The organism is Rathayibacter sp. VKM Ac-2803 (assembly GCF_009807175.1).
Lineage (GTDB): Bacteria > Actinomycetota > Actinomycetes > Actinomycetales > Microbacteriaceae > Rathayibacter.
Genome location: NZ_WUCD01000001.1, coordinates 1,108,215 through 1,127,533, shown reverse-complemented (window position 1 = coordinate 1,127,533; position 19,319 = coordinate 1,108,215). Strand labels below are relative to the sequence as shown.

Below are 19,319 nucleotides of genomic sequence, written 5' to 3'. Positions count from 1 at the left end.
TTTCGGGGGGTGTCGCCATGCTCTTCGTCGGGCGCGGGGGGACGGCACGTGGGAGTGGGATTCCGACACGAGGGTGAGCTGCGGAGCCTCTCGGGAGCGCGGCTGCGCCCTGTCGTGGGCCCGGCGCTGACCCGGAACCGTGAGCGCTCCCGCCTCTCGGCGGCCCTGACGATGCCGAGCGGCCCCGGACTGGTGAGGCCGTCGGCCGTCGCCCAGGCGTGGGAGGCACCGCTGATCCGCCTCATCAGGGCGGGCGCTCCCGCCGCCGCGCTGCACGACGCGACCGCCGCCTCGCCCGAGGGATCCCGTCTGGCCGCCGTCATCGAGCTCGTGCGCGATGCGCTCGCGCGCCCCGAGGACGACCGGGCGATCCGCCTCGCCGGCTGGCTGGTGCGCACGCGCTACGACCCGGCCGCCGACCCGTTCCTCCGCCGCTACGGGATCGGTCTCACGGCGCACCTGCCGCTGAGCGCGGGGCTCGACGTCGACGTGCCGCTCGATGCGACGGCTCTGCGCCTGCTCTACGCCGAGCTGGCCTCGGCCGACGACCCGACGGGTGCGACGGCCGCCGTCGAGTCGCTGGAGCCGTCGACCCTCGCGGCATCGACGCTCTCGGCGCTCTACTCGGCCCGGCGGAGGTGGAGCGACGTCGCCCAGTTCTCGGGCAGCGTCGTCAACGTCGACGCGGCGTCGGCGGCGGTGCTGATCCGCCGCGGCATCGCCCTGCGCGAGCTCGGGCTGATCGAGAGCTCCCTCGACGCCTTCGACCGGGTGGTGCGGCCGAACGTGACCACGGCCCGCCCCGTCGAGCTGCGCGTCGAGGCGCTCTTCGAACGGGCGAGCACCCACCTGGCCGACGGCCGCCGCGCACCGGCCCGCCGCGACCTCGAGCGCGTCCTCGCGCTTTACCCCGAGAGCCCGGAGGCCCGGGAGCTGATGGCGGCGGCGAGCCGCTGACGCTGCACGCAGCCGCTGCCTCGCTGATCGAGTAGCCCGGGTCGGAAGCCTGATCTGCTGAAGCCGGCGGGTCTCGATACGCCTCCTGCGGCGGCTACTCGACCAGCAGGCTTGCGAGGGTCTCTTCCCCTTGCATCTGCAGCAGCGACGTCTTTCCCAGCGGCCCCTCTTCGCTGATCGAGTAGCCGCGGAACGCGGCGTATCGAGATCCACCAGCGTCAGAAGTCCAGGGCAGAAGCCCGATCTGCTGACGCCGGCGGGTCTCGATACGCCGCCTGCGGCGGCTACTCGACCCGCCGGGAGAGCGCGCGCTGCTCGGGCTTGCGGAGGCTCAGCCCTCGGCCTTCGACGGCTTCCCGTCGGCCGGAAGCACCTCGACCGGGGTGTCGAGCGCGTCCTCGCCCTCGGCCTGCGAGGGCTTGTCGGGCTGGTCCAGCGGATCCTGCACGGGGCTCGGCGTCTGGTCGTCCATCGACGTCGAGTCGCTCATCGGAATCCCTCCGGCCGGTCCGAGGTGGCCGAGGGCTCGGGGTGCGCCTCGAACTCCATCCAGGCCCGGTCGAGACCGGCCTGGGCTTCGGCGGACTCGCTGGCGAAGTAGCCGTCGTAGATCGCGCGGCCGCCGTGCTCGGGCAGGTCGTCGCGGTCGGCGAAGGCCTGGGCGAACCCGCCCACCTCGTCGTCCCTCTTCTCCTGGTCCCGCAACCATGCGGGGAAGGTCTGCGTCATGGGACACCTCTCTCTGTCGTCCCGCCAGCCCACCGCTTCGCCGCCCGGTTGGCAACCCCTCGACTCCTCGCCACCCCGCGCGTCACGCGGACACCGGGGTCGAGAGGTGCAGGCGGGCGTCGCACCAGCCGGCGACGGAGTCGTCGTGGGTGGCGACGACGACGCTCGCGCCGTGGCCGGCGAGCTCGCCGAGCACGTCGAGGACCATCGCGGCGTTGCCGGCGTCGAGCGCGCCGGTCGGCTCGTCGGCGAGCACGACGGTCGGGCTCTTGACCAGGAGGCGGGCCAGCGCGACCCGCTGCTGCTCGCCTCCGCTGAGTCGCGAGACCCGCTCGCGCCCCCTCCCGCCGAGCCCGACGCGGTCGAGGGCGCTCTCGAAGCGGCCCGCCCTGCCGCGCCGCTCCCCCAGGGCGATCGCCAGGTTCTGCTCGACCGTGGCGGTGTCGACGAGGGCGTAGCTCTGGAACAGGTAGCCGAGCCGGTGCCGGCGGAACCGTCGCCGGCCGCCCGCCCGCAGCCGGGTGATCTCCTCGCCGTCCACCTCGATCGAGCCGGAGTCGGGGGCGTCGAGGAGCCCGAGGCAGTCGAGCAGCGTCGACTTGCCGCTGCCGCTCGCGCCGGTCAGGGCGAGGGTGCTCCCGGAGGCGACGGTCACGTCGAGTCCGCTCCAGAGCGCGCGGCGGCCGTAGCCCTTGGTCAGGTCGGTGGCGAGGATCACGGTGGTCCCTTCGGAGTTCGGAGGTCAGGAGTCGACGGAGCGCGACCGCGCCGCGCGGACGTGGGCGAGGGCGAGGCACGCGAGGAGGAGCGCCCCGCTGAGCGCGGTCAGCCCCAGCGCGAGCGCGGTCTGCTCGACGACGAACGTCTCGGTGTCGACCGACCCGAGGTCGAGCACCGTCCTGACGTCCCGCGGATCCCGGAACCACATCGGCACGACCGCGAGCGCGAGCGTCGCCGACAGCAGCACCCCCTCGAGGAGGAGTCCGCTCCGGTGCGCGGACAGCGGCCCCAGCCCCGAGAAGCGGTGCACGAAGGCGCGCCGGCGGTCCTTCTCGACGAGCACCACGGCGGCGACGAGGCCGGTGAGCAGGACGACCACCGCGGCGCCGACGAGGCCGATGACATTGATCGACAGGGTGCCGAGGGCCCGGCGGTACTGCTCGTTCGCCTGGTAGGCGACCGGCGTGATCGAGGCGACGGCCTCGGTCAGGCCGCGTTCCTCCAGGGCGGCGGGCAGCGCCTCCGGCTCGGTGAAGACGACCGAGCCCCGCGTGATCGCGGAGAACAGCTCGGAGGGGGCGACCGCCGAGATCGAGGGCAGGACGACGACGATCGGATCCTCCAGCATCGTCTCGGTCGCGAAAGGGTCGGAGTCGCCCGCTCGGAACGTGTAGAGCGTCTGGCCCGCGGGGATCGTGCGCTCCTCGACGGCGGAACCGGCGGTCTCGGGTGCGGGATCGGACACCTGCGACTGGATCCGCTGCCACAGGCGGAGCTCCTCGAGCACGGCTCGGGTCCGATCCATCGGAGTGCCGTCGGGCTCGAGGACGGTGACGGCATCGTCGGGGACCTCGGTGATCCGCTCGCCACCGCCGCCCGTCACCTCGACCGCGCGGAGGTAGCCCTCGTCGACGAGGAGCACGCCGCGCTCCTCCCCCAGCGTCTGATCGACGAAGACGGCGTGCCCCGCTGCCGCCTGCGCCTCGACGAGAGCGGCGAAGCCGGGGATGGTGGCGCGGTAGCCGCTCTCGCTCCCGTACCCGTTGATCCCGAGGACGACCGCATCGCCGGCCGCGCTCCAGAACGCGCGCCCCCGGCTCTCGACGTCGGCGACACGGGCGCTCTGCCCGAGCGACGCGACGACGGCGAGGAGGACGAGGACCGCGGGGACACGCACCGCGTAGATCCCGAGCAGGACCCACCAGCCGTCGATCTCGCCCTTCACCTGGTCGACGAGGCGGCGACCGTCGGTCAGGGCGATCCCGATGACGTGGGCGGCCACGGCGGCCGGCAGCAGGATCAGGAGGAGCCGCCCGAACAGCGACGAGGTCGTGGGCAGCTGCGCCAGGCCGTTCAGGACGCCCACCGTGACGGTCACCGCGGCCAGCGACACGAGGGACAGGAGCAGGACGGGCGCGGCGAGTCGCCGCCCCTCGCCGAGGAGGATCCCGAGGAAGCCTGCCCCGTGCAGTCGCTGGACACCGTGCGCCCGACTGCGGAGGACCGTCCCGGCGCCGACGAGGACGAGGATCGCGAGGAGCGCCACGATCAGCGCCCGCATCAGGTCTCCGTACTCCCGGTAGGTGTCGATCTCGATGCCCGAGGCGTACGGGTACACCTCACCCGACCAGCCGGCCTCCTCGATCGCGGCGAGGACCGCCTCGGCATCGACTCGCTCCCCGCCGACCAGGTAGGCGCCCCGAGCATCGAGTGCACCGAGGTCGATGAGAGGTGCGACGGTGGTGGTGATCGAGGTGTCGACGGCGCCGTACCCGTCGCGGAGCAGCTCGGCCGCGACACCGTCACCCGCGACGTAGAGGTGGCGGAGGTGGGCGGGATCGTCGGCGTCGTCCACGTACCGGACGAGGTCGAGCCCCCGGCTCTGAGCGAGACCCGTCAGCTCCCGGTAGAGCTCGTCCGCCGGCATCGTGGGAGCGGCGTCACCCGAGACGCGCAGCTGCCACCCGCCGTTCCAGATCGGACCGCGCGCGTCGAACGCCCGCACGAACGCGACGGCGAACACCGCCGCGAGGACGACGGCCAGCACGTAGCCGAGGACCACGCTCCTGCTTCTCACAGCTCTCCCCTGCTGCAGAGGTGGGCGGGGCCTCTGCCCCGCCCACCGACGGACGGTGACTCAGCAGAAGCTGTAGTAGGCGTAGTCGGTCTGGAAGGGCCGAGCCGGGGCGCTGACGCCGGCCGCCCGCGTCGGGCTCGTGCAGCCGGTCCGGTGGATCGTCCCGTTGTCGACCGACGCCCGGTGCCAGCGCGACGGGTGCTGGTACGACGAGAGGACCGTCCCGTTGCTGACCCCGTGGATCCACGTCCCTCCCTCCGGATACGAGGTCGTGTAGGCCGCCGCGGCCGCCGGCGCGACGAGGATCGTGCCCGTCAGGGCGAGGGCGGCGAGGAAGGAGCGGCGCGAGCCGGGGGCGCGGAAGGACATGGTGGAACCCGTTTCTGATCTCGGTCCGCCGTCGCCGGGGCCGGCGATGCGGGCTGCGAGTGCTGCAGCGAGGGAACCGTACGACCGGACCCAGACGAGTATGCCCATGCAGGGGTGCGAATGAAGAAGTCGGGCGCAGAATCCGCCCTGTGGAGGAGCGTCGACGCCCTCAGAGCTCCGGGCCCACCGCCTCGAACCGCCGCGCCAGCACCCCGAACGCCGCCACCAGCTCGGCCGGCTCCGCTGCCGTCATCTCGCCGCCGAACCTCCCGAACGACGCGGCGAGCGCCTCCCACGACCACGCCCCGAGCGAGAGGCGGCAGCCGTCGTCGCCGAGGTCCTCGACCGCGCCGTCGCCCACGTAGGGCGCCACCTCGCGCAGCGGCATCCGGAGCGTCACGACCCCCCGGCACGGCCAGCCGCCGCCCACCTCGCCGCCGCGGAACCGGGCGTCGAGAAACGCCGCCACGCCCCCTCCGGGCAGCTCCCTCCGCGTGAAGCGCGCGCCGCGAGGCGTCCGCGGCGCCAGCCGGTCGACGCGGAACACCCGCCAGTCGTCGCGGTCGAGATCCCAGCCCACGAGGTACCACCGCCCCTCTCGCGCGACGAGGTGGTGCGGCTCGACCCGCCGCGGAACCTCCCCCGAGCCGTAGTCGAAGCGCAGCACCTCCCTGGCCCGCACGGCCGCGGACACCGCGACGAGCACCTCGGGCGCCACGGCGGGCGCCTCCGCTGCGATCGCGGTGAAGCGGAGCGCGTCGAGCCGGTGCCGGAGGCGCTCGGGCAGCACTTGCCGCACCGCCGCGAGCGCCCGCGCCGCCGCCTCCTCGAGCGCCGCCACGGGGACGGGCGACTGCAGCGCGACGGCGAGCGCCAGCGCCTGCTCGTCGTCGAAGAGCAGGGGCGGCAGCTCCGATCCCGCTTCGAGCCGGTAGCCGCCGTCGGGGCCCTTGATCGCGCGGATCCGGTAGCCCATCCCGCGCAGCCGTTCGATGTCGCGGCGCACCGTCCGCGGCGTGATCTCGAGCCGCTCCGACAGCAGCTCGCCCGGCCACACCCGGCGCAGCTGCAGGAGGGAGAGCAGCTGGAGGGCACGCGAGGAGGCCGAGGTCATGTCTCCGATGCTATGTCGAGAAGAGGACCGCAGTCGTCCTCTTCTGCGACGAGAGTAGGTCTCACCGGGAACGGATCCCGGCCCTTCGAGGAGCAGATCATGACCATCACCACCACCACCCACCTCAACTTCCGCGGCCAGGCGCGCGAGGCGCTCGCCTTCTACCAGTCCGTCTTCGGCGGACGGCTCGACGCCCTCAGCTACTCCGATGCGCACAACGTCACCGCCCCCGAGGAGGCGGACCAGCTGATGTGGGGCCAGGTCGCCTCCGAGGCGGGCTTCCGCGTGATGGCGTACGACGTGCCGTCGCACACGCCCTACGAGCCCGGCACGATCCCCGTGTTCGTCTCGGTCCGCAGTGCCGACGGCGACGAGCTGCAGGGCTACTGGCAGAAGCTCGCCGAAGGGTCCACGGTCGTCGTGCCGTTCGGGCCCGCCTCGTGGTCGCCGCTGTACGGCATGGTCCGCGACCGCTTCGGCGTCACCTGGGTGCTCGACCTCGAGGTCTCCTGGGGCGAGTGAGCCGAGCGGAGGAGGGGCCGCGCGCCCCTCCTCCGCCCCCGCCGTCTCGACACGCTCCTCCCCAGGCCCTGTCGCGCGAGTTCCTTCCAGAGTTTTCATCGACCCCGGAGGAGGCGGTGAGTCGACCCCCGATAGCGTGCCGCCATGACAGCGCAGGACGACATCGGCGCGGACCGCGCGCCCGCGAAGGACTTCTCGCACGAGCAGGAGGGCTACCAGCACGGCCTGAAGCCCCGTCAGCTGCAGATGATCGCGATCGGCGGGGCGATCGGCACCGGGCTCTTCCTCGGCGCCGGCGGCCGCCTCAACTCGGCCGGGCCCGCGCTGGCGATCGCCTACCTCGTCGCGGGGATCTTCGCCTTCTTCATCCTCCGCGCGCTCGGCGAGCTCGTCCTGCACCGCCCCTCCTCCGGGTCGTTCATCTCGTACGCCCGCGAGTTCTACGGCGAGAAGTTCGCCTACGCGGCCGGGTGGATGTACTTCCTCAACTGGGCGATGACCTCGATCGTCGACACGACCGCCGTCGCCGTGTACCTCAAGTACTGGTCGGCGTTCACCGCAGCGCCGCAGTGGCTCCTCGCGCTGATCGCCCTCGTCGTCGTCCTCGCGGCGAACATGGTGGCGGTCAAGGTGTTCGGCGAGCTCGAGTTCTGGTTCGCCCTGATCAAGGTGACGGCGCTCGTCGCGTTCCTCGTGGTCGCCCTCGTCTGGCTGGTCTTCGCCTTCCCCGTGCAGGCCGGCGGCGAGAGCGTGCGGACGGGGTTCTCGATCCTGTCCGACAACGGCGGGATCCTCCCCAACGGACTCCTGCCCGCGGTCCTCGTGATGCAGGGCGTCGTCTTCGCCTACGCCGCGATCGAGCTCGTCGGGACAGCCTCCGGCGAGACGCAGGACACCGAGAAGGTGATCCCGCGCGCGATCAACTCCGTGATCGTCCGCATCGCGGTCTTCTACGTCGGCTCGATCGTCCTGCTGTCGCTACTGCTCCCCTACACCGCCTACAAGGAGGGCGAGAGCCCCTTCGTCACGTTCTTCTCCTCGATCGGCGGGCCGGAGGTGGGCGCGATCGCCGGGTCGATCATGAACTTCGTGGTCCTCACCGCCGCGCTCTCCTCGCTCAACGCCGGCCTGTACTCGACCGGCCGCGCCCTGCACTCGATGGGCATGAACGGATCGGCGCCGAAGTGGACGACGAGGATGTCCCGCGGCGGAGTCCCGTACGCCGGGATCCTGCTCACCGCGTCCTTCACGGTCGCCGGGGTGGTGCTGAACTACTTCGTGCCGAGCCAGGCGTTCGAGATCGCCCTCAACATCGCGAGTCTCGGCATCATCACGGCCTGGGGGACGATCATCCTCTGCCAGATGCGGCTGCGGCAGTGGGCGAAGAAGGGCCTCGCGAAGGAACCGTCGTTCAAGCTGCCGGGCGCCCCGGTCACCTCGTGGCTCACGCTGGTCTTCCTGGCCGTCGTGCTGGTGCTGATGGCGATCGACTTCCCGGTCGGCACGCTGACGATCGCGTCGCTCGTCATCGTCGTCCCCCTGCTCGTGGCCGGCTGGTTCCTTCAGCGCGACCGCATCCTCCGGATCGCCGAGCTGCGCGACGGAGTGACCGGCCCCTTCCCGGTCACCGGGCGCGACCCCGCCAACCGGGTCCGCCGCGACGACGACGGCACGAGCTGATCCGAGCGGCCTCGACAGTACGCTCGACCGGCGGGCGCCCTCACGCCCGCGGACGGGAGCGGCATGGCCACGGTGGACTCCGCTGAGCGGCGAGCTCGGCTGATCGGGCTGCTCGAGCGCGACGGCGCGATCCGACTCGACGACGCCGCGGCCGAGCTCGACGTCTCGACCATGACGGTGCGGCGGGATCTCGCCGACCTCGAGGCGGAGGGCCGGCTCAGCCGGGTCCGCGGTGGTGCCGTCGCCGCGCTCCGCCCGCGCCCCTTCGCCGAACGCCTCGCCGCGGGAGCCGCCGCGAAGCGCGAGATCGCGCGCAAGGCCGTCGCCCTGCTGCCCTCGTCCGGCGCCGTGGCGGTCGACGCCTCCTCGACCGCGGGCACCCTCCTCGGCACCGCCCCCGAGTCGCCGGGGCTCCTGGTCGCGACGAACTCGCTCGAGAACCACGCCAGCGCCCGCACCACCCGGGCCCGCGTCGTCCTGATCGGCGGCGAGCTCGAGGAGGAGACCGACAGCTTCGTCGGCCCCCTGGCCTGCGCGAGCGCGGCCGAGCTGCACTACGACCGCTTCTTCACCTCCGCCTCCGCCGTCTCGATCGCGGGCACCAGCGAGGTGACGCTGCAGGAGGCGCAGGTGAAGCGGGTCTTCGTCGCCGCCTCGAGCGAGACCGTGCTGCTCGTCGACTCGTCGAAGCTCGAGCGGTCGGCGCTCGCCCGCGCGCTCGACTGGGCGGCGATCAGCGTGATGGTCACCGAGCTCGAGCCGTCCGACGAGCGCCTCGAGCCGTTCCGCGGGCTGGTGGAGCTGCGGTGACGGCGGGAGCCGCACAACGAAGGCTGAGAAGCCGAGAACGGCGAATTCTCGGCGATCCGTCCTTCTCAGCCTTGGTTGTGCGGCTCCGAGCACCGAGACCCGCCCGCCGACCGTTGACGCATCCGGCGGTGGCTGTTAGCTTCTGTGACAGTTAACAAGTTCGTTCAACCAGACGGAGAAGTCATGGCCTCGACCGCCGCAGAGCTCATCGCCCGCTCGAACCGCCTCGGCGCCGACCCGAAGAACACGAACTACGCGGGTGGCAACACCTCCGCGAAGGGTGTCGAGACCGACCCCGTCACGGGCGAGCCCGTCGAGCTGATGTGGGTCAAGGGCTCCGGAGGAGACCTGGGCACGCTCACCGAGGCCGGCCTCGCCGTGCTGCGGCTCGACCGCCTCCGCGCGCTGGCGAACGTGTACCCGGGCCTCGACCGCGAGGACGAGATGGTCGCCGCCTTCGACTACACCCTGCACGGCAAGGGCGGCGCCGCCCCCTCGATCGACACCGCGATGCACGGCCTCGTCGACGCCGCGCACGTCGACCACCTGCACCCCGACTCCGGCATCGCGTTCGCGACCGCCGCCGACGGCGAGAAGCTCACCGCCGAGGCGTTCGGCGGCCGGGTCGCGTGGGTCCCGTGGCGCCGCCCCGGGTTCCAGCTCGGTCTCGACATCGCGGCGATCAAGGAGGCGAATCCCGGCGTCATCGGGGCGATCCTCGGCGGCCACGGCATCACCGCCTGGGGCGACACGAGCGAGGAGGCGGAGGCGAACTCGCTCGAGATCATCCGGGCCGCCGCCGCCTACATCGCCGAGCACGGCGCTCCCGAGCCCTTCGGCCCCGCCCTCGACGGCTACGCCGCCCTGCCCGAGGAGGAGCGCCGCGCGAAGGCCGCCGCCCTCGCCCCGCACCTGCGCGCCGTCGCCTCGCACGACCGCCCGATGGTCGGCCACTTCACCGACTCGACCGAGGTCCTCGACTTCCTGGCGAGCACCGAGCACCCCCGCCTCGCGGCGCTCGGCACCTCCTGCCCCGACCACTTCCTCCGCACCAAGGTGAAGCCGCTGCTGGTCGACCTGCCCGCCACCGCCTCCGCCGCCGAGATCCTCGAGCGCCTCCCCGCGCTGCACGAGGCGTACCGGGCCGACTACCAGGCCTACTACGACGCCCACGCGACGCCCGAGAGCCCCGCCATCCGCGGTGCCGATCCGCTCGTCGTGCTGGTGCCCGGCGTCGGCATGTTCTCGTACGGCGCGAACAAGCAGACCGCCCGCGTGGCCGGCGAGTTCTACGTGAACGCGATCAACGTGATGCGCGGTGCCGAGGCGATCTCGACCTACGCGCCGATCGACGAGGCCGAGAAGTTCCGCATCGAGTACTGGGCGCTCGAGGAGGCGAAGCTGCAGCGGATGCCGAAGCCGAAGCCGCTCGCGTCGCGGATCGCGCTCGTCACGGGCGCCGCCTCCGGCATCGGCAAGGCCATCGCCACCCGTCTCGCCGCCGAGGGCGCGTGCGTCGTCATCGCCGACCTGGACCTCGCCAAGGCGCAGGCCGCCGCGGCCGAGCTCGGATCGACGGACGTCGCCGTGGGCGTCGCCGCGAACGTGTCGAACGAGGCCGCCGTGCAGTCGGCGATCGACGCCACCGTGCTCGCCTTCGGCGGACTCGACCTGGTCGTCAACAACGCCGGACTCTCGCTCTCGAAGTCGCTCTTCGACACCACAGAGGCCGACTGGGACCTGCAGCACAACGTGATGGCGAAGGGCTCGTTCCTCGTCTCGAAGGCGGCCGCGCGGGTCCTCGTCGACCAGAAGCTCGGCGGCGACATCATCTACATCTCGTCGAAGAACTCGGTCTTCGCCGGCCCCAACAACATCGCGTACTCGGCTACCAAGGCCGACCAGGCGCACCAGGTCCGCCTTCTCGCCGCCGAGCTCGGCGAGTTCGGCATCAAGGTCAACGGCATCAACCCCGACGGAGTCGTCCGCGGCTCCGGCATCTTCGCCTCGGGCTGGGGCGCGAACCGCGCCAAGACCTACGGCATCGAGGAGGAGGACCTGGGCAGGTTCTACGCCCAGCGCACCATCCTCAAGCGCGAGGTCGTCCCCGAGAACGTCGCGAACGCGGTGTTCGCGCTGTGCACCTCGGACTTCTCGCACACGACCGGGCTGCATGTTCCTGTCGATGCGGGCGTGGCTGCGGCGTTCCTGCGATGACATCGTCATCGCGGGGACGCCGAAAGGCGGCAGCCCTCACTCCGGTAGACCTCGGAACGCACCGGCGACCCTCAATGGGTCGCACCCCGGTCTCCAGGGACATCCACCGACCGGAGACGATCGCACCGCACGGAGTCCTCCGATGAAGGCCGTCGCCGCCGTCGACCTCGGCGCGACCAGCGGCCGGGTCATCCTCGGCTACGTCGGGCGCGACGAGCTGCGGATGCGGCACGTGGCCCGCTTCCCGAACCAGCCGGTGCGGGTGACCGAGGGGAACACCTCCGGACTGCACTGGAACGTGCTCGAGCTCTACCGCTCGCTGAGCGCCGGGCTCGCCGACGCCGTGCGCGAGGAGCCCGACGTGGTGTCGATCGGCGTCGACTCCTGGGCCGTCGACTACGCGCTGCTGCGCGGGGGGCGGATGCTCGGCACGCCGTACCACTACCGCGACGAGCGCGCCGCGCGGGGCGTCGCCGACGTGCACGCCCGCATCGGCGCCGACGAGCTGTACCAGCGCAACGGGCTCCAGCACCTCGCGTTCAACACGCTGTTCCAGCTCGCGGCCGAGCGCGAGACGCTCGCGCTCGCCGATCGGGCGCTGCTGATCCCGGATCTGATCGGCTACTGGCTGACCGGCGTCGCCGCGACCGAGATCACCAACGCCTCGACCACGGGGCTGCTGCGCCCCGACACCCGCGCGTGGGACGACGAGCTCCTCGCGCGCCTCGACCTTCCGCACGAGATCCTCGCGCCGCTGATCGAGCCGGGCTCCGCGCTCGGCCCGCTGCTACCCGAGGTCGCCTCCGAGTTGCCCGGCGCGCCCGCGCGGCTCGGCGTCGTCGCCGTCGGCTCTCACGACACGGCCTCGGCCGTCGTCGCGGTGCCGTCCACCGACGACGACATCGCGTACATCTCGAGCGGAACCTGGTCGCTCGTCGGCGTCGAACTCGAGAAGCCGGTGGTCTCGCTGGAGGGTCGGGCCGCCAACTTCACCAACGAGGGCGGCGTCGACGGGCGTGTCCGATTCCTGAAGAACGTGTCGGGCCTGTGGCTCCTGTCGGAGTCGATCCGCACCTGGGAGAAGCAGACCGGCGAGCGGATCGACCTGACCGCGCTGCTCGCCGCTGCCGCCGCCATCCGCGGACCGATCACGACCTTCGACGCGGCCGACGAGCGCTTCACCCCGCCGGGCAACATCCCCGGCCGGATCGTGGAGTGGTGCGTCGAGCGCGGTCTCGACCAGCCGCGGACCCGGGCGGAGTTCGTGCGCTCGATCCTCGAGTCGCTCGCGGAGGCGTACGCGACGACGCTCGAGCAGGCCGCGGCGCTCTCGGGCACGCGGATCGCCGCGGTGCACGTCGTCGGCGGCGGGTCGCAGAACGAGCTGCTCTGCCAGCTGACCGCCGACCGCACCGGGCTGCCCTTGCTCGCCGGCCCGGTCGAGGCGACGGCGATCGGCAACATCCTCGTGCAGGCGCGGGCGCAGGGCCTGGCCTCGGGGTCGCTGGAGTCGCTGCGCGCCCTGGTGCGGGCGGCGTTCCCTCCGGTGCGCTACACGCCGCGCGGGCGCTGAGAGCACTCCGGCGCCACCTCGGGCTCGCAGGATCCCGTTCGGCTCGTCGGAACCGGCTGATTCCGCGAGCCGAAGGACGTTTCGCGAGCCCGACGTGATGTCGCGAGCCCAAGGTGATTCCGCGAGCCCGACGTGAGCGCTCGGGCGTGCTCAGCGACGCGACCGGTCGGGCGCGCTCTCCTCCGGCGCGGGCTCGGGAGACTCGCCGACAGGAGCACGGCCCGAACCGGCCTCCCCGGACTCCCCGGAGGCCGGCTCCCCGCGCAGGTACTGCGCGGAGATCACGCGGAACGACCGGGTCCCGAGCGCCGCGGCCGCCGCGAGGATCATGATGATCCCGCCGATCAGGAACACCAGCGCGATGCCGCGGCCGATCCCGTCGCCGAGCAGCCCTCCCCAGGCCGACCGTCCCTCCGCCGACTCCATGTAGGGGATGAGCGCGAACTCGGCGATCGGCGCGATGAGGAACGCCGTGACCGGAGCCGCGGCCGACTCGAAGGCCGCCGCGAAGCCGAAGACCCGCCCCTGGGTCTCGAACGGCACGACCTTCTGGATCACCGTCTGCTCAGCGGCCTCGACCGCGGGGATCAGCGTCATGTAGATCCAGATGCCGCCGGCGTAGAGCCACCACCAGTCGCGGAGGGTGAACACGGCGCCGATCAGGCCCATCGCCATCACGAGCAGCAGCATCGTCCGGACCGGGTTCCTCCCGAGGCCGAACCTCGCGACCAGCAGACCGCCGATGATGAAGCCCGTCGCGGTCACGCCGAGCACGATCCCCCACACCTCCACGGGGAAGAGCTCCAGCCCGTACGGATCCATCAGCGCCATGTAGACGCCGCCGATCAGGTTGTTGAAGGTCGAGAAGACGATCAGCGCGAACAGTCCGGTCGCCGCCCGCACCGCCGACACGCTGCCCCGCAGATCGATGAACGGGGCCTGCTCGCCGTCCGTCGCGGGCCGGTCCTCCGGGATGCTCAGGAACAGCAGGTGGACGAGGGCGGCGGCGGAGGCGGCGATCGCGATCAGCATCGTCCACCCCATGCCGAGCACGCCGATCGACAGTCCGCTGAACACGCTCGTGACCACGAAGGCGAGCCCCTGCACCGTGCCGACCAGCCCGTTCGCGTTCGCGTGGCGCTCCACCGGGACCAGGAGCGTCACCGAGGTGGACAGGGCGATGTTGCGCATGTTCTCGATGACGGCGCCGAACAGGATCGTGCCCGAGAACACCCAGAACCAGGGACCGCCGAAGTCGAGCAGCACCGACTCCGGGAGCACGAGGTACAGCCCGCCCGCGACGCCGAACGACACGAGCGTGACCGCGCCGGCGAACAGCATCACCCGGTACTTGCGGTGCCGGTCGACGATGCTGCCGAAGGCCATCGCGAAGATCGCGACGAGCAGCATGTAGGCGCCGCCGATGACGCCGGTCGCCAGCACCGAGCGCGTCTCGAGGTACACCCAGAACGTGAGCGCGAACCAGAGGAAGCTCGTCGTCACGTTCGCGAACGCGGTGTTGACGAGGATCTGGTGGAAGGTGCGGAGGCTCGTCCTCCCGAGATCCGCGGTCTCGGGGGCGGGAGTGTCGGAGGACATGCTCACCTTCCGCTCGATGACGGCGCTTCGAGAAGTCGGGCTCTCCTGTGAGCCCGCAGGAGCCACTCTAGGCTCGCGCCCCCGCCCGGTCGAGGGCCGGCGGCGCGCCCGGGCTACTCGCCGAAGAGGGCGAGGATGTTCCCCTCGCTGTCGCGCACGTACGCCGACCGCGACGACTCCGTGAGCGCCTCGATCGCGCCGAGCTGCTCGCCGCCGTGCGCGAGGACCGCGGCGATCGTCGCCTCGAGGTCGTCGACCGAGACCGTGATCGTCGGGTGCGGCAGCTCGGCGCGCACGTGCAGGTCGCCGTCGATCCCGCCTCCTGTGCGGAGCACGCCGCGCGTGGCGTCCCACGGTTCGTAGCCGAACCCGAAGACGTCGGAGTAGAAGGCGCGCGCCCGCTCGATGTCGTCGACGGGGATGCTGAAGTGCTCGACGGAGGCCATGCCCCATGCTCGGCCGCTGCGGGAAACGGGTCAACCGCGAGCTCCCGGCGAGCGTCGTCAGGCGAGTGTCGCGATGAGCTCCTCGGTCGCCGTCCACAGCTGCGCCCGCCTCGCAGCGTCGTCACCGGGAGAGACGGGACGGATCTCCCGGCGACCGCGGGCCGTGACGTACAGACCGGTGCGTCGGAGGTACTCCGCGTCGGTGGCGAGGGCGGTGATGAGGTCGGCGCCTCGCCGGGGGTCCCCGATGTGCAGCGCGGTGAGGATGCGCTCGAGGCGGGCGGCGACGCCGAGCTCTCGGCCGAGGCCGGTGGTGTTGAAGCCGGGGTCGAGGCAGTTCGCGGTCACGCTCGTGCCGGCCAGGCGGCGGGCGAGCTCGAGGCTGAACATGATGTCGAGCAGCTTGGACTTCCCGTAGGGCTCGGAGGAGCCGCGCGCCGTGAACGCGGTCGTGTCGGTGAGGTCGCCGGGCAGCGTCAGGGTGCCGTGCCGGCGCGAGGCTTCGGAGGCGACGGTGACGATGCGCCCGGCGGGAGCGCGGTGCAAGTGGGGCAGGAGGGCGTTCGTCAGGATGAAGGGCGTGAGGTAGTTCACGGCGATCATCTCGGGGAGTCCGTCGGGGGTGATGCGGGGTTCGAAGGCGTGGAGGCCCGCGTTGTTGACGAGCACGTCGATCCGGTCGTAGCGGGCTCCGATCTCCGCAGCCACCCTCCGGGTGTCGGCGACGCGGGTGAAGTCGGCGAGGAACACGTCGATCTCGGCGCGAGGAGAGCGAGCGAGGATCTCGGCGCGTGTCTCGTCGGCCTTCGACCGGCTCCGGGCGGTGATGGCGAGGCGGGCGCCCTGTCGGGCGAGGTCGCCGGCGGCGATGCGGCCGAGGCCGTTGGTGGCTCCGGTGATGACGATGAGCGGCGCGGATGTCATGGGACGGGTCCTTCTGTCGGTCCAGCGGGCGAAGCGGCGGCCTCGTCGGCGCCCGGGCCACCGCTCGGAGAGGGCGATCGAGTAGTTTGTCGATGCCCATCACCTTAGGAAGTATGATGGGGATGTGCAAACGACATCGACGGATCGGCGCGACCTCGAGCTGGCCCTCGGGGAGGGCATCAACGCACTGCTGAGCGCGACCCGCGCGCTGAGCGAGCGCAGCGCCGCCTCCTTCCACGAGCAGCTGCAGCCGGCGGCGTTCCACATCGCGCGGTGGCTGCACGCCTTCGGGCCCGCGAGGCCCAGCGTCATCGCCGAAGCGCTCGGCATGGACCGCAGCTCGACCAGCACGCTCCTCGGGCGGATGCGCGCGCTGGGGCTGGTCGAGAGCACTCCCGATCCGACGGACCGACGCGGAGTCATCGTCGGCCTGACGACGGCGGGCGAGGAGCGCGTCGCCCGCGTGCTCGCGGAGCGCGGCGGCGAGTTCGGCGACCGCGTCAGCGCCTGGCCAGACGCCGACGTGCAGACGCTGACCCGCCTCCTCGAACGGCTGACCCGCGCAGGCTGGGCCGACTAGCGGGCCGTTGCGCTCCACAGCGACGAACGGCACGACTCGAGCTGCCCACCAGCGAGCCGGCCCTTCCGTTCGCCGGCGACTCGGCACTAGTCTTGTCGTCGCGTGCCAAAACGTTTTGGCGGCCGCCGGTGGACATCGTCCGCCGAGCGACCTGCACTCGAAGAGGAGACAGCATGTCCACCCCCGTCCTCAGCCGCCGCACCGTCCTCCGGGTCGCGGCGAGCATCAGCACCGTCGTCGCCGCGTGGTCCGGTCAGCTCGAGCCGGCTGCCGCTGCCGCTGCCGCCCCGGTCGCCGCGGGCCGCCGCTCCGTCCCGGTGGGCCTGCTGTGACCGCCGCCGTCGCGACGACGTCGAGCGACGCCCGTGTCTCGAACGTCTACGACGTCACCGACTGGAAGGTGCGCGGCCGGAAGGTGACCGCGCAGAGCGATCTGGGCGCCGTGATCAACGACATCATCGCCGAGATCAAGCGCACGCAGCCCGCCCAGGCCGACAAGCCCGGCGCCGTCGTCTACATCCCGCCGGGGACCTACTCGCTGAAGACCCGCGTCGTCGTCGACATCAGCTACCTGACGATCCGCGGATCCGGCCACGGCTTCACCTCGCTCAGCATCCGCTACAACGCCGGCGTCACCTCGGCGTGGAAGGAGCTGAACCCCGGCGGCAGCCACGTCCGCGTCGAGAACACCGACGGCACCTCGGAGGCGTTCCTCGTCACCCGCACGGGCGACCCCCGCCTCAACTCGGTCACCTTCGAGAACTTCTGCCTCGACGGAGTCTCGTTCGGCGCCGACGAGAACTCCTACCGCAACGGCAAGGTCGGCATCCGGTTCGCCACGGCGACCGACACGACGCGGGTGCGCGGCATGGGCATGGTCTACCTCGAGCGCGGGCTCATCGTCCAGGACGCCGACGCCCTCGACGTCTCGGGCAACTTCCTCGCCGAGTGCGGCAGCTGCATCGAGCTCGTCGGCTCGGGCCAGGCGTCGAAGGTGAGCGACAACCACCTGGGGGCCGGTCCCGTCGGCTTCTCGCTCTTCGCGGAGGGGCACAACGGACTCCTGATCACCGGGAACAACGTGTTCCCGCGCGGGATCGACTCGGTGCACCTGAAGAACTGCTACCGCTCGAGCGTCTCGTCGAACCGCCTGCACTCCTTCTACCCGGGCATGATCACCCTCGAGGGGAACTGCAAGGAGAACCTGATCGCCTCCAACGTGCTCGAGCGCCAGGTCGAGACCTTCGGGCCCTTCATCGGGGTCGGGAACGGCCGCGACGACCTGTTCGGCGTCGTCCAGGTGAACGGCGACGGCAACACGATCACCGCGAACCACGTCTCGCTGATCATGCCGCCGGAGCAGGTCGCGCCGGCGGGAGCGACGCCCGCCGTCTTCCGCGTGCAGTCGGGGGACCAGAACCAGATCGGCGCGAACCACGTGATCACGAACCTCGTCGTCCACACCGTGGTGCTCGACGCCGGCACGACGAACTCGCGCGTGTTCGACAGCGGCACCGAGGCGCAGTTCAGGGCCGCGACGACCAGCTACGGATTCCGTCCGACACCCTGACCTGCAGAGGCAGAGACAGGAGGGGGGCGCGGCCGCCCGCCGCGCCCCCCTCCACCCCAGCACCGACCCGAGAGCGAGAGAGACACCCATGCCGTCCGCCAACCTCTACGACGTGACCACCTGGCCGATCGGCGATCCCTTCGAGGACATCGGCGAGGTCTTCACCAGCATCCTCGCCGACATCAAGAGCCGGCAGACGGCCACCGATGACGACAGCCGCGGCAAGCCGGGGGCCGTGATCGTCGTGCCGCCCGGCGACTACCCCCTCCTGACGCAGGTCGTGATCGACATCAGCTACCTCAGGATCCAGGGCTCCGGGCACGGCTTCACCTCGTCGAGCATCCGCTTCAACGTGCCCGAGGAGGAGTGGCCCGACCTGCACGAGCTCTGGCCGGGGGGCAGCCGGATCATGGTCCGGATCCCCGTGGCCGACGGCGCCGACGAGAGCGAGGGGGCGGCGTTCCTCGTGAAGCGCGAGGGCAGCCCCCGGATCAGCTCGGTCGAGTTCGCGGACTTCTGCATCGACGGGCTGCACTTCGAGGCGGACGGCTCCGACCGGCACCCCGAGAACACCTACGTCAACGGGAGGACCGGCATCCGCGTCGCCGGCGCCAACGACTCGTTCCGCGTCACCGGCATGGGGTTCGTCTACCTCGAGCACGCCCTCCGGATCGACAACGCCGACGCGTTCTCGATCCACGACAACTTCATCGCCGAGTGCGGATCCTGCATCGAGCTGCGTGGCTGGGGTCAGGCGTCGAAGATCACCGACAACCTGATCGGAGCCGGACCCCGCGGTCACTCGATCTACGCCGAGAACCACGGCGGGCTGCTGATCACGGCGAACAACGTCTTCCCGCGCGGCGAGAGCAGCGTCCGCCTCCGCGGCGTCACCCGGTCGAGCGTGACCAACAACCGGCTGCACTCCTTCTACCCCGGGATGGTCGTGCTCGAGGCGGGCAGCTCCGAGAACCTCGTCGGCTCGAACCACCTCCTCCGCGACCACGAGCCGTGGACGCCGTTCCTGGGCGTCGACAACGGGCGGGCCGACAGCGACGGGCTCCTCGTCCTCGACGGCAGCGACAACTCCGTGATCGGCAACCACTTCTCCGAGGTGGTCGACTCGCAGAAGGTCCGTCCCGCCGGCGAGCGACCGGTCGTCATCCGGCTGACGGCGGGGACCGGGAACCACATCGCCGCCAACCACATGGTGGGCAAGGACGTGCGCGCGGCCTCGGGCGGCTCGGCCTTCGAGGCGCAGGTGGACGCGCTGCTGCACACCGGAGCCGCCGGCGGGCTCGCCCTCGCGACCGTCGTCGTCGACGCCGAGTCGGTCGGCAACACGATCCTCGACTCCGGGACCGACGCCGAGGTCGTCGCCGACCGGAGCGTCAACGCCGTCAGAGCCACGCCCGGGATCGGGGACTGACGG

General features: G+C 71.7%; 19 protein-coding genes. 10 read left to right on the top strand and 9 right to left on the bottom strand.

What is annotated here, in order from left to right; genetic code table 11:
• Nucleotides 1-54: 54 nt before the first annotated feature.
• Nucleotides 55-957, top strand: coding sequence for a tetratricopeptide repeat protein (locus tag GRS96_RS05180; RefSeq protein ID WP_159859391.1), 903 nt, complete (start codon nucleotides 55-57; stop codon nucleotides 955-957).
• A gap of 331 nt (nucleotides 958-1,288) precedes the next feature.
• On the opposite strand, the gene GRS96_RS05175 is transcribed toward GRS96_RS05180, so the two are convergent.
• The 6 genes from GRS96_RS05175 to GRS96_RS05150 all read right to left on the bottom strand — a co-directional run bounded on the left by GRS96_RS05175 (nucleotide 1,289) and on the right by GRS96_RS05150 (nucleotide 5,966).
• Nucleotides 1,289-1,447: a hypothetical protein gene (locus GRS96_RS05175; protein WP_159859388.1), complete on the bottom strand. Its 159-nt coding sequence runs from the start codon at nucleotides 1,445-1,447 to the stop codon at nucleotides 1,289-1,291.
• On the bottom strand, nucleotides 1,444-1,686 hold the full coding sequence (locus GRS96_RS05170) for a hypothetical protein (protein ID WP_159859385.1): 243 nt from the start codon (nucleotides 1,684-1,686) through the stop codon (nucleotides 1,444-1,446). Before GRS96_RS05170 ends, GRS96_RS05175 begins: the two co-directional genes overlap by 4 nt.
• Nucleotides 1,687-1,768: 82 nt before the next feature.
• Nucleotides 1,769-2,404 (bottom strand): ABC transporter ATP-binding protein, encoded by a 636-nt coding sequence (locus GRS96_RS05165; RefSeq protein ID WP_159859382.1) that lies wholly within the window; start codon nucleotides 2,402-2,404, stop codon nucleotides 1,769-1,771.
• 24 nt (nucleotides 2,405-2,428) lie between these two features.
• A complete protein-coding gene (locus GRS96_RS05160; protein WP_159987911.1) occupies nucleotides 2,429-4,483 on the bottom strand; it encodes a hypothetical protein in 2,055 nt (684 codons plus the stop codon).
• A 60-nt stretch (nucleotides 4,484-4,543) separates the two neighbouring features.
• Nucleotides 4,544-4,852 carry a lactococcin 972 family bacteriocin gene (locus GRS96_RS05155; RefSeq protein ID WP_159859377.1) on the bottom strand — a complete coding sequence of 103 codons (309 nt, stop codon included), beginning with the start codon at nucleotides 4,850-4,852 and terminating at the stop codon, nucleotides 4,544-4,546.
• A 169-nt stretch (nucleotides 4,853-5,021) separates the two neighbouring features.
• Entirely contained in the window at nucleotides 5,022-5,966 is a 945-nt protein-coding gene (locus GRS96_RS05150; RefSeq protein WP_159859374.1) for a helix-turn-helix transcriptional regulator, read from the bottom strand.
• A gap of 99 nt (nucleotides 5,967-6,065) precedes the next feature.
• Here GRS96_RS05150 and GRS96_RS05145 point away from each other — a divergent pair, with 99 nt between their 5' ends.
• The 5 genes from GRS96_RS05145 (at nucleotide 6,066) to GRS96_RS05125 (ending at nucleotide 12,768) form a co-directional block, all read left to right on the top strand.
• Entirely contained in the window at nucleotides 6,066-6,488 is a 423-nt protein-coding gene (locus GRS96_RS05145; RefSeq protein WP_159987910.1) for a VOC family protein, read from the top strand.
• A 144-nt stretch (nucleotides 6,489-6,632) separates the two neighbouring features.
• Nucleotides 6,633-8,168, top strand: a complete 1,536-nt coding sequence (locus GRS96_RS05140) for an amino acid permease (protein ID WP_159987909.1) — start codon at nucleotides 6,633-6,635, stop codon at nucleotides 8,166-8,168.
• A gap of 63 nt (nucleotides 8,169-8,231) precedes the next feature.
• A complete protein-coding gene (locus tag GRS96_RS05135) occupies nucleotides 8,232-8,978 on the top strand; it encodes a DeoR/GlpR family DNA-binding transcription regulator (protein WP_159859365.1) in 747 nt (248 codons plus the stop codon).
• A gap of 183 nt (nucleotides 8,979-9,161) precedes the next feature.
• On the top strand, nucleotides 9,162-11,195 hold the full coding sequence (locus tag GRS96_RS05130) for a bifunctional aldolase/short-chain dehydrogenase (RefSeq protein WP_159859362.1): 2,034 nt from the start codon (nucleotides 9,162-9,164) through the stop codon (nucleotides 11,193-11,195).
• A 142-nt stretch (nucleotides 11,196-11,337) separates the two neighbouring features.
• The gene (locus tag GRS96_RS05125) at nucleotides 11,338-12,768 is read left to right on the top strand and encodes a rhamnulokinase (protein ID WP_159987908.1); all 1,431 of its coding nucleotides are present in this window, start codon (nucleotides 11,338-11,340) and stop codon (nucleotides 12,766-12,768) included.
• A 150-nt stretch (nucleotides 12,769-12,918) separates the two neighbouring features.
• On the opposite strand, the gene GRS96_RS05120 is transcribed toward GRS96_RS05125, so the two are convergent.
• The 3 genes from GRS96_RS05120 to GRS96_RS05110 all read right to left on the bottom strand — a co-directional run bounded on the left by GRS96_RS05120 (nucleotide 12,919) and on the right by GRS96_RS05110 (nucleotide 15,737).
• Nucleotides 12,919-14,367: an MFS transporter gene (locus GRS96_RS05120; RefSeq protein WP_159987907.1), complete on the bottom strand. Its 1,449-nt coding sequence runs from the start codon at nucleotides 14,365-14,367 to the stop codon at nucleotides 12,919-12,921.
• Nucleotides 14,368-14,480: 113 nt separating this feature from the next.
• Nucleotides 14,481-14,813: a VOC family protein gene (locus tag GRS96_RS05115; RefSeq protein WP_159987906.1), complete on the bottom strand. Its 333-nt coding sequence runs from the start codon at nucleotides 14,811-14,813 to the stop codon at nucleotides 14,481-14,483.
• Between the two features lie 57 nt (nucleotides 14,814-14,870).
• Nucleotides 14,871-15,737: an SDR family NAD(P)-dependent oxidoreductase gene (locus GRS96_RS05110; RefSeq protein WP_159987905.1), complete on the bottom strand. Its 867-nt coding sequence runs from the start codon at nucleotides 15,735-15,737 to the stop codon at nucleotides 14,871-14,873.
• A 124-nt stretch (nucleotides 15,738-15,861) separates the two neighbouring features.
• Here GRS96_RS05110 and GRS96_RS05105 point away from each other — a divergent pair, with 124 nt between their 5' ends.
• The 4 genes from GRS96_RS05105 (at nucleotide 15,862) to GRS96_RS05090 (ending at nucleotide 19,316) form a co-directional block, all read left to right on the top strand.
• A complete protein-coding gene (locus GRS96_RS05105; protein WP_159987904.1) occupies nucleotides 15,862-16,317 on the top strand; it encodes a MarR family winged helix-turn-helix transcriptional regulator in 456 nt (151 codons plus the stop codon).
• A 173-nt stretch (nucleotides 16,318-16,490) separates the two neighbouring features.
• Nucleotides 16,491-16,649 (top strand): hypothetical protein, encoded by a 159-nt coding sequence (locus tag GRS96_RS05100; protein WP_159859353.1) that lies wholly within the window; start codon nucleotides 16,491-16,493, stop codon nucleotides 16,647-16,649.
• Nucleotides 16,646-17,887 (top strand): NosD domain-containing protein, encoded by a 1,242-nt coding sequence (locus tag GRS96_RS05095; RefSeq protein ID WP_159987903.1) that lies wholly within the window; start codon nucleotides 16,646-16,648, stop codon nucleotides 17,885-17,887. The genes GRS96_RS05100 and GRS96_RS05095 overlap by 4 nt, the downstream gene beginning before the upstream one ends.
• 88 nt (nucleotides 17,888-17,975) lie before the next feature.
• Nucleotides 17,976-19,316 carry a NosD domain-containing protein gene (locus GRS96_RS05090; RefSeq protein WP_159987902.1) on the top strand — a complete coding sequence of 447 codons (1,341 nt, stop codon included), beginning with the start codon at nucleotides 17,976-17,978 and terminating at the stop codon, nucleotides 19,314-19,316.
• Nucleotides 19,317-19,319 lie beyond the last annotated feature (3 nt).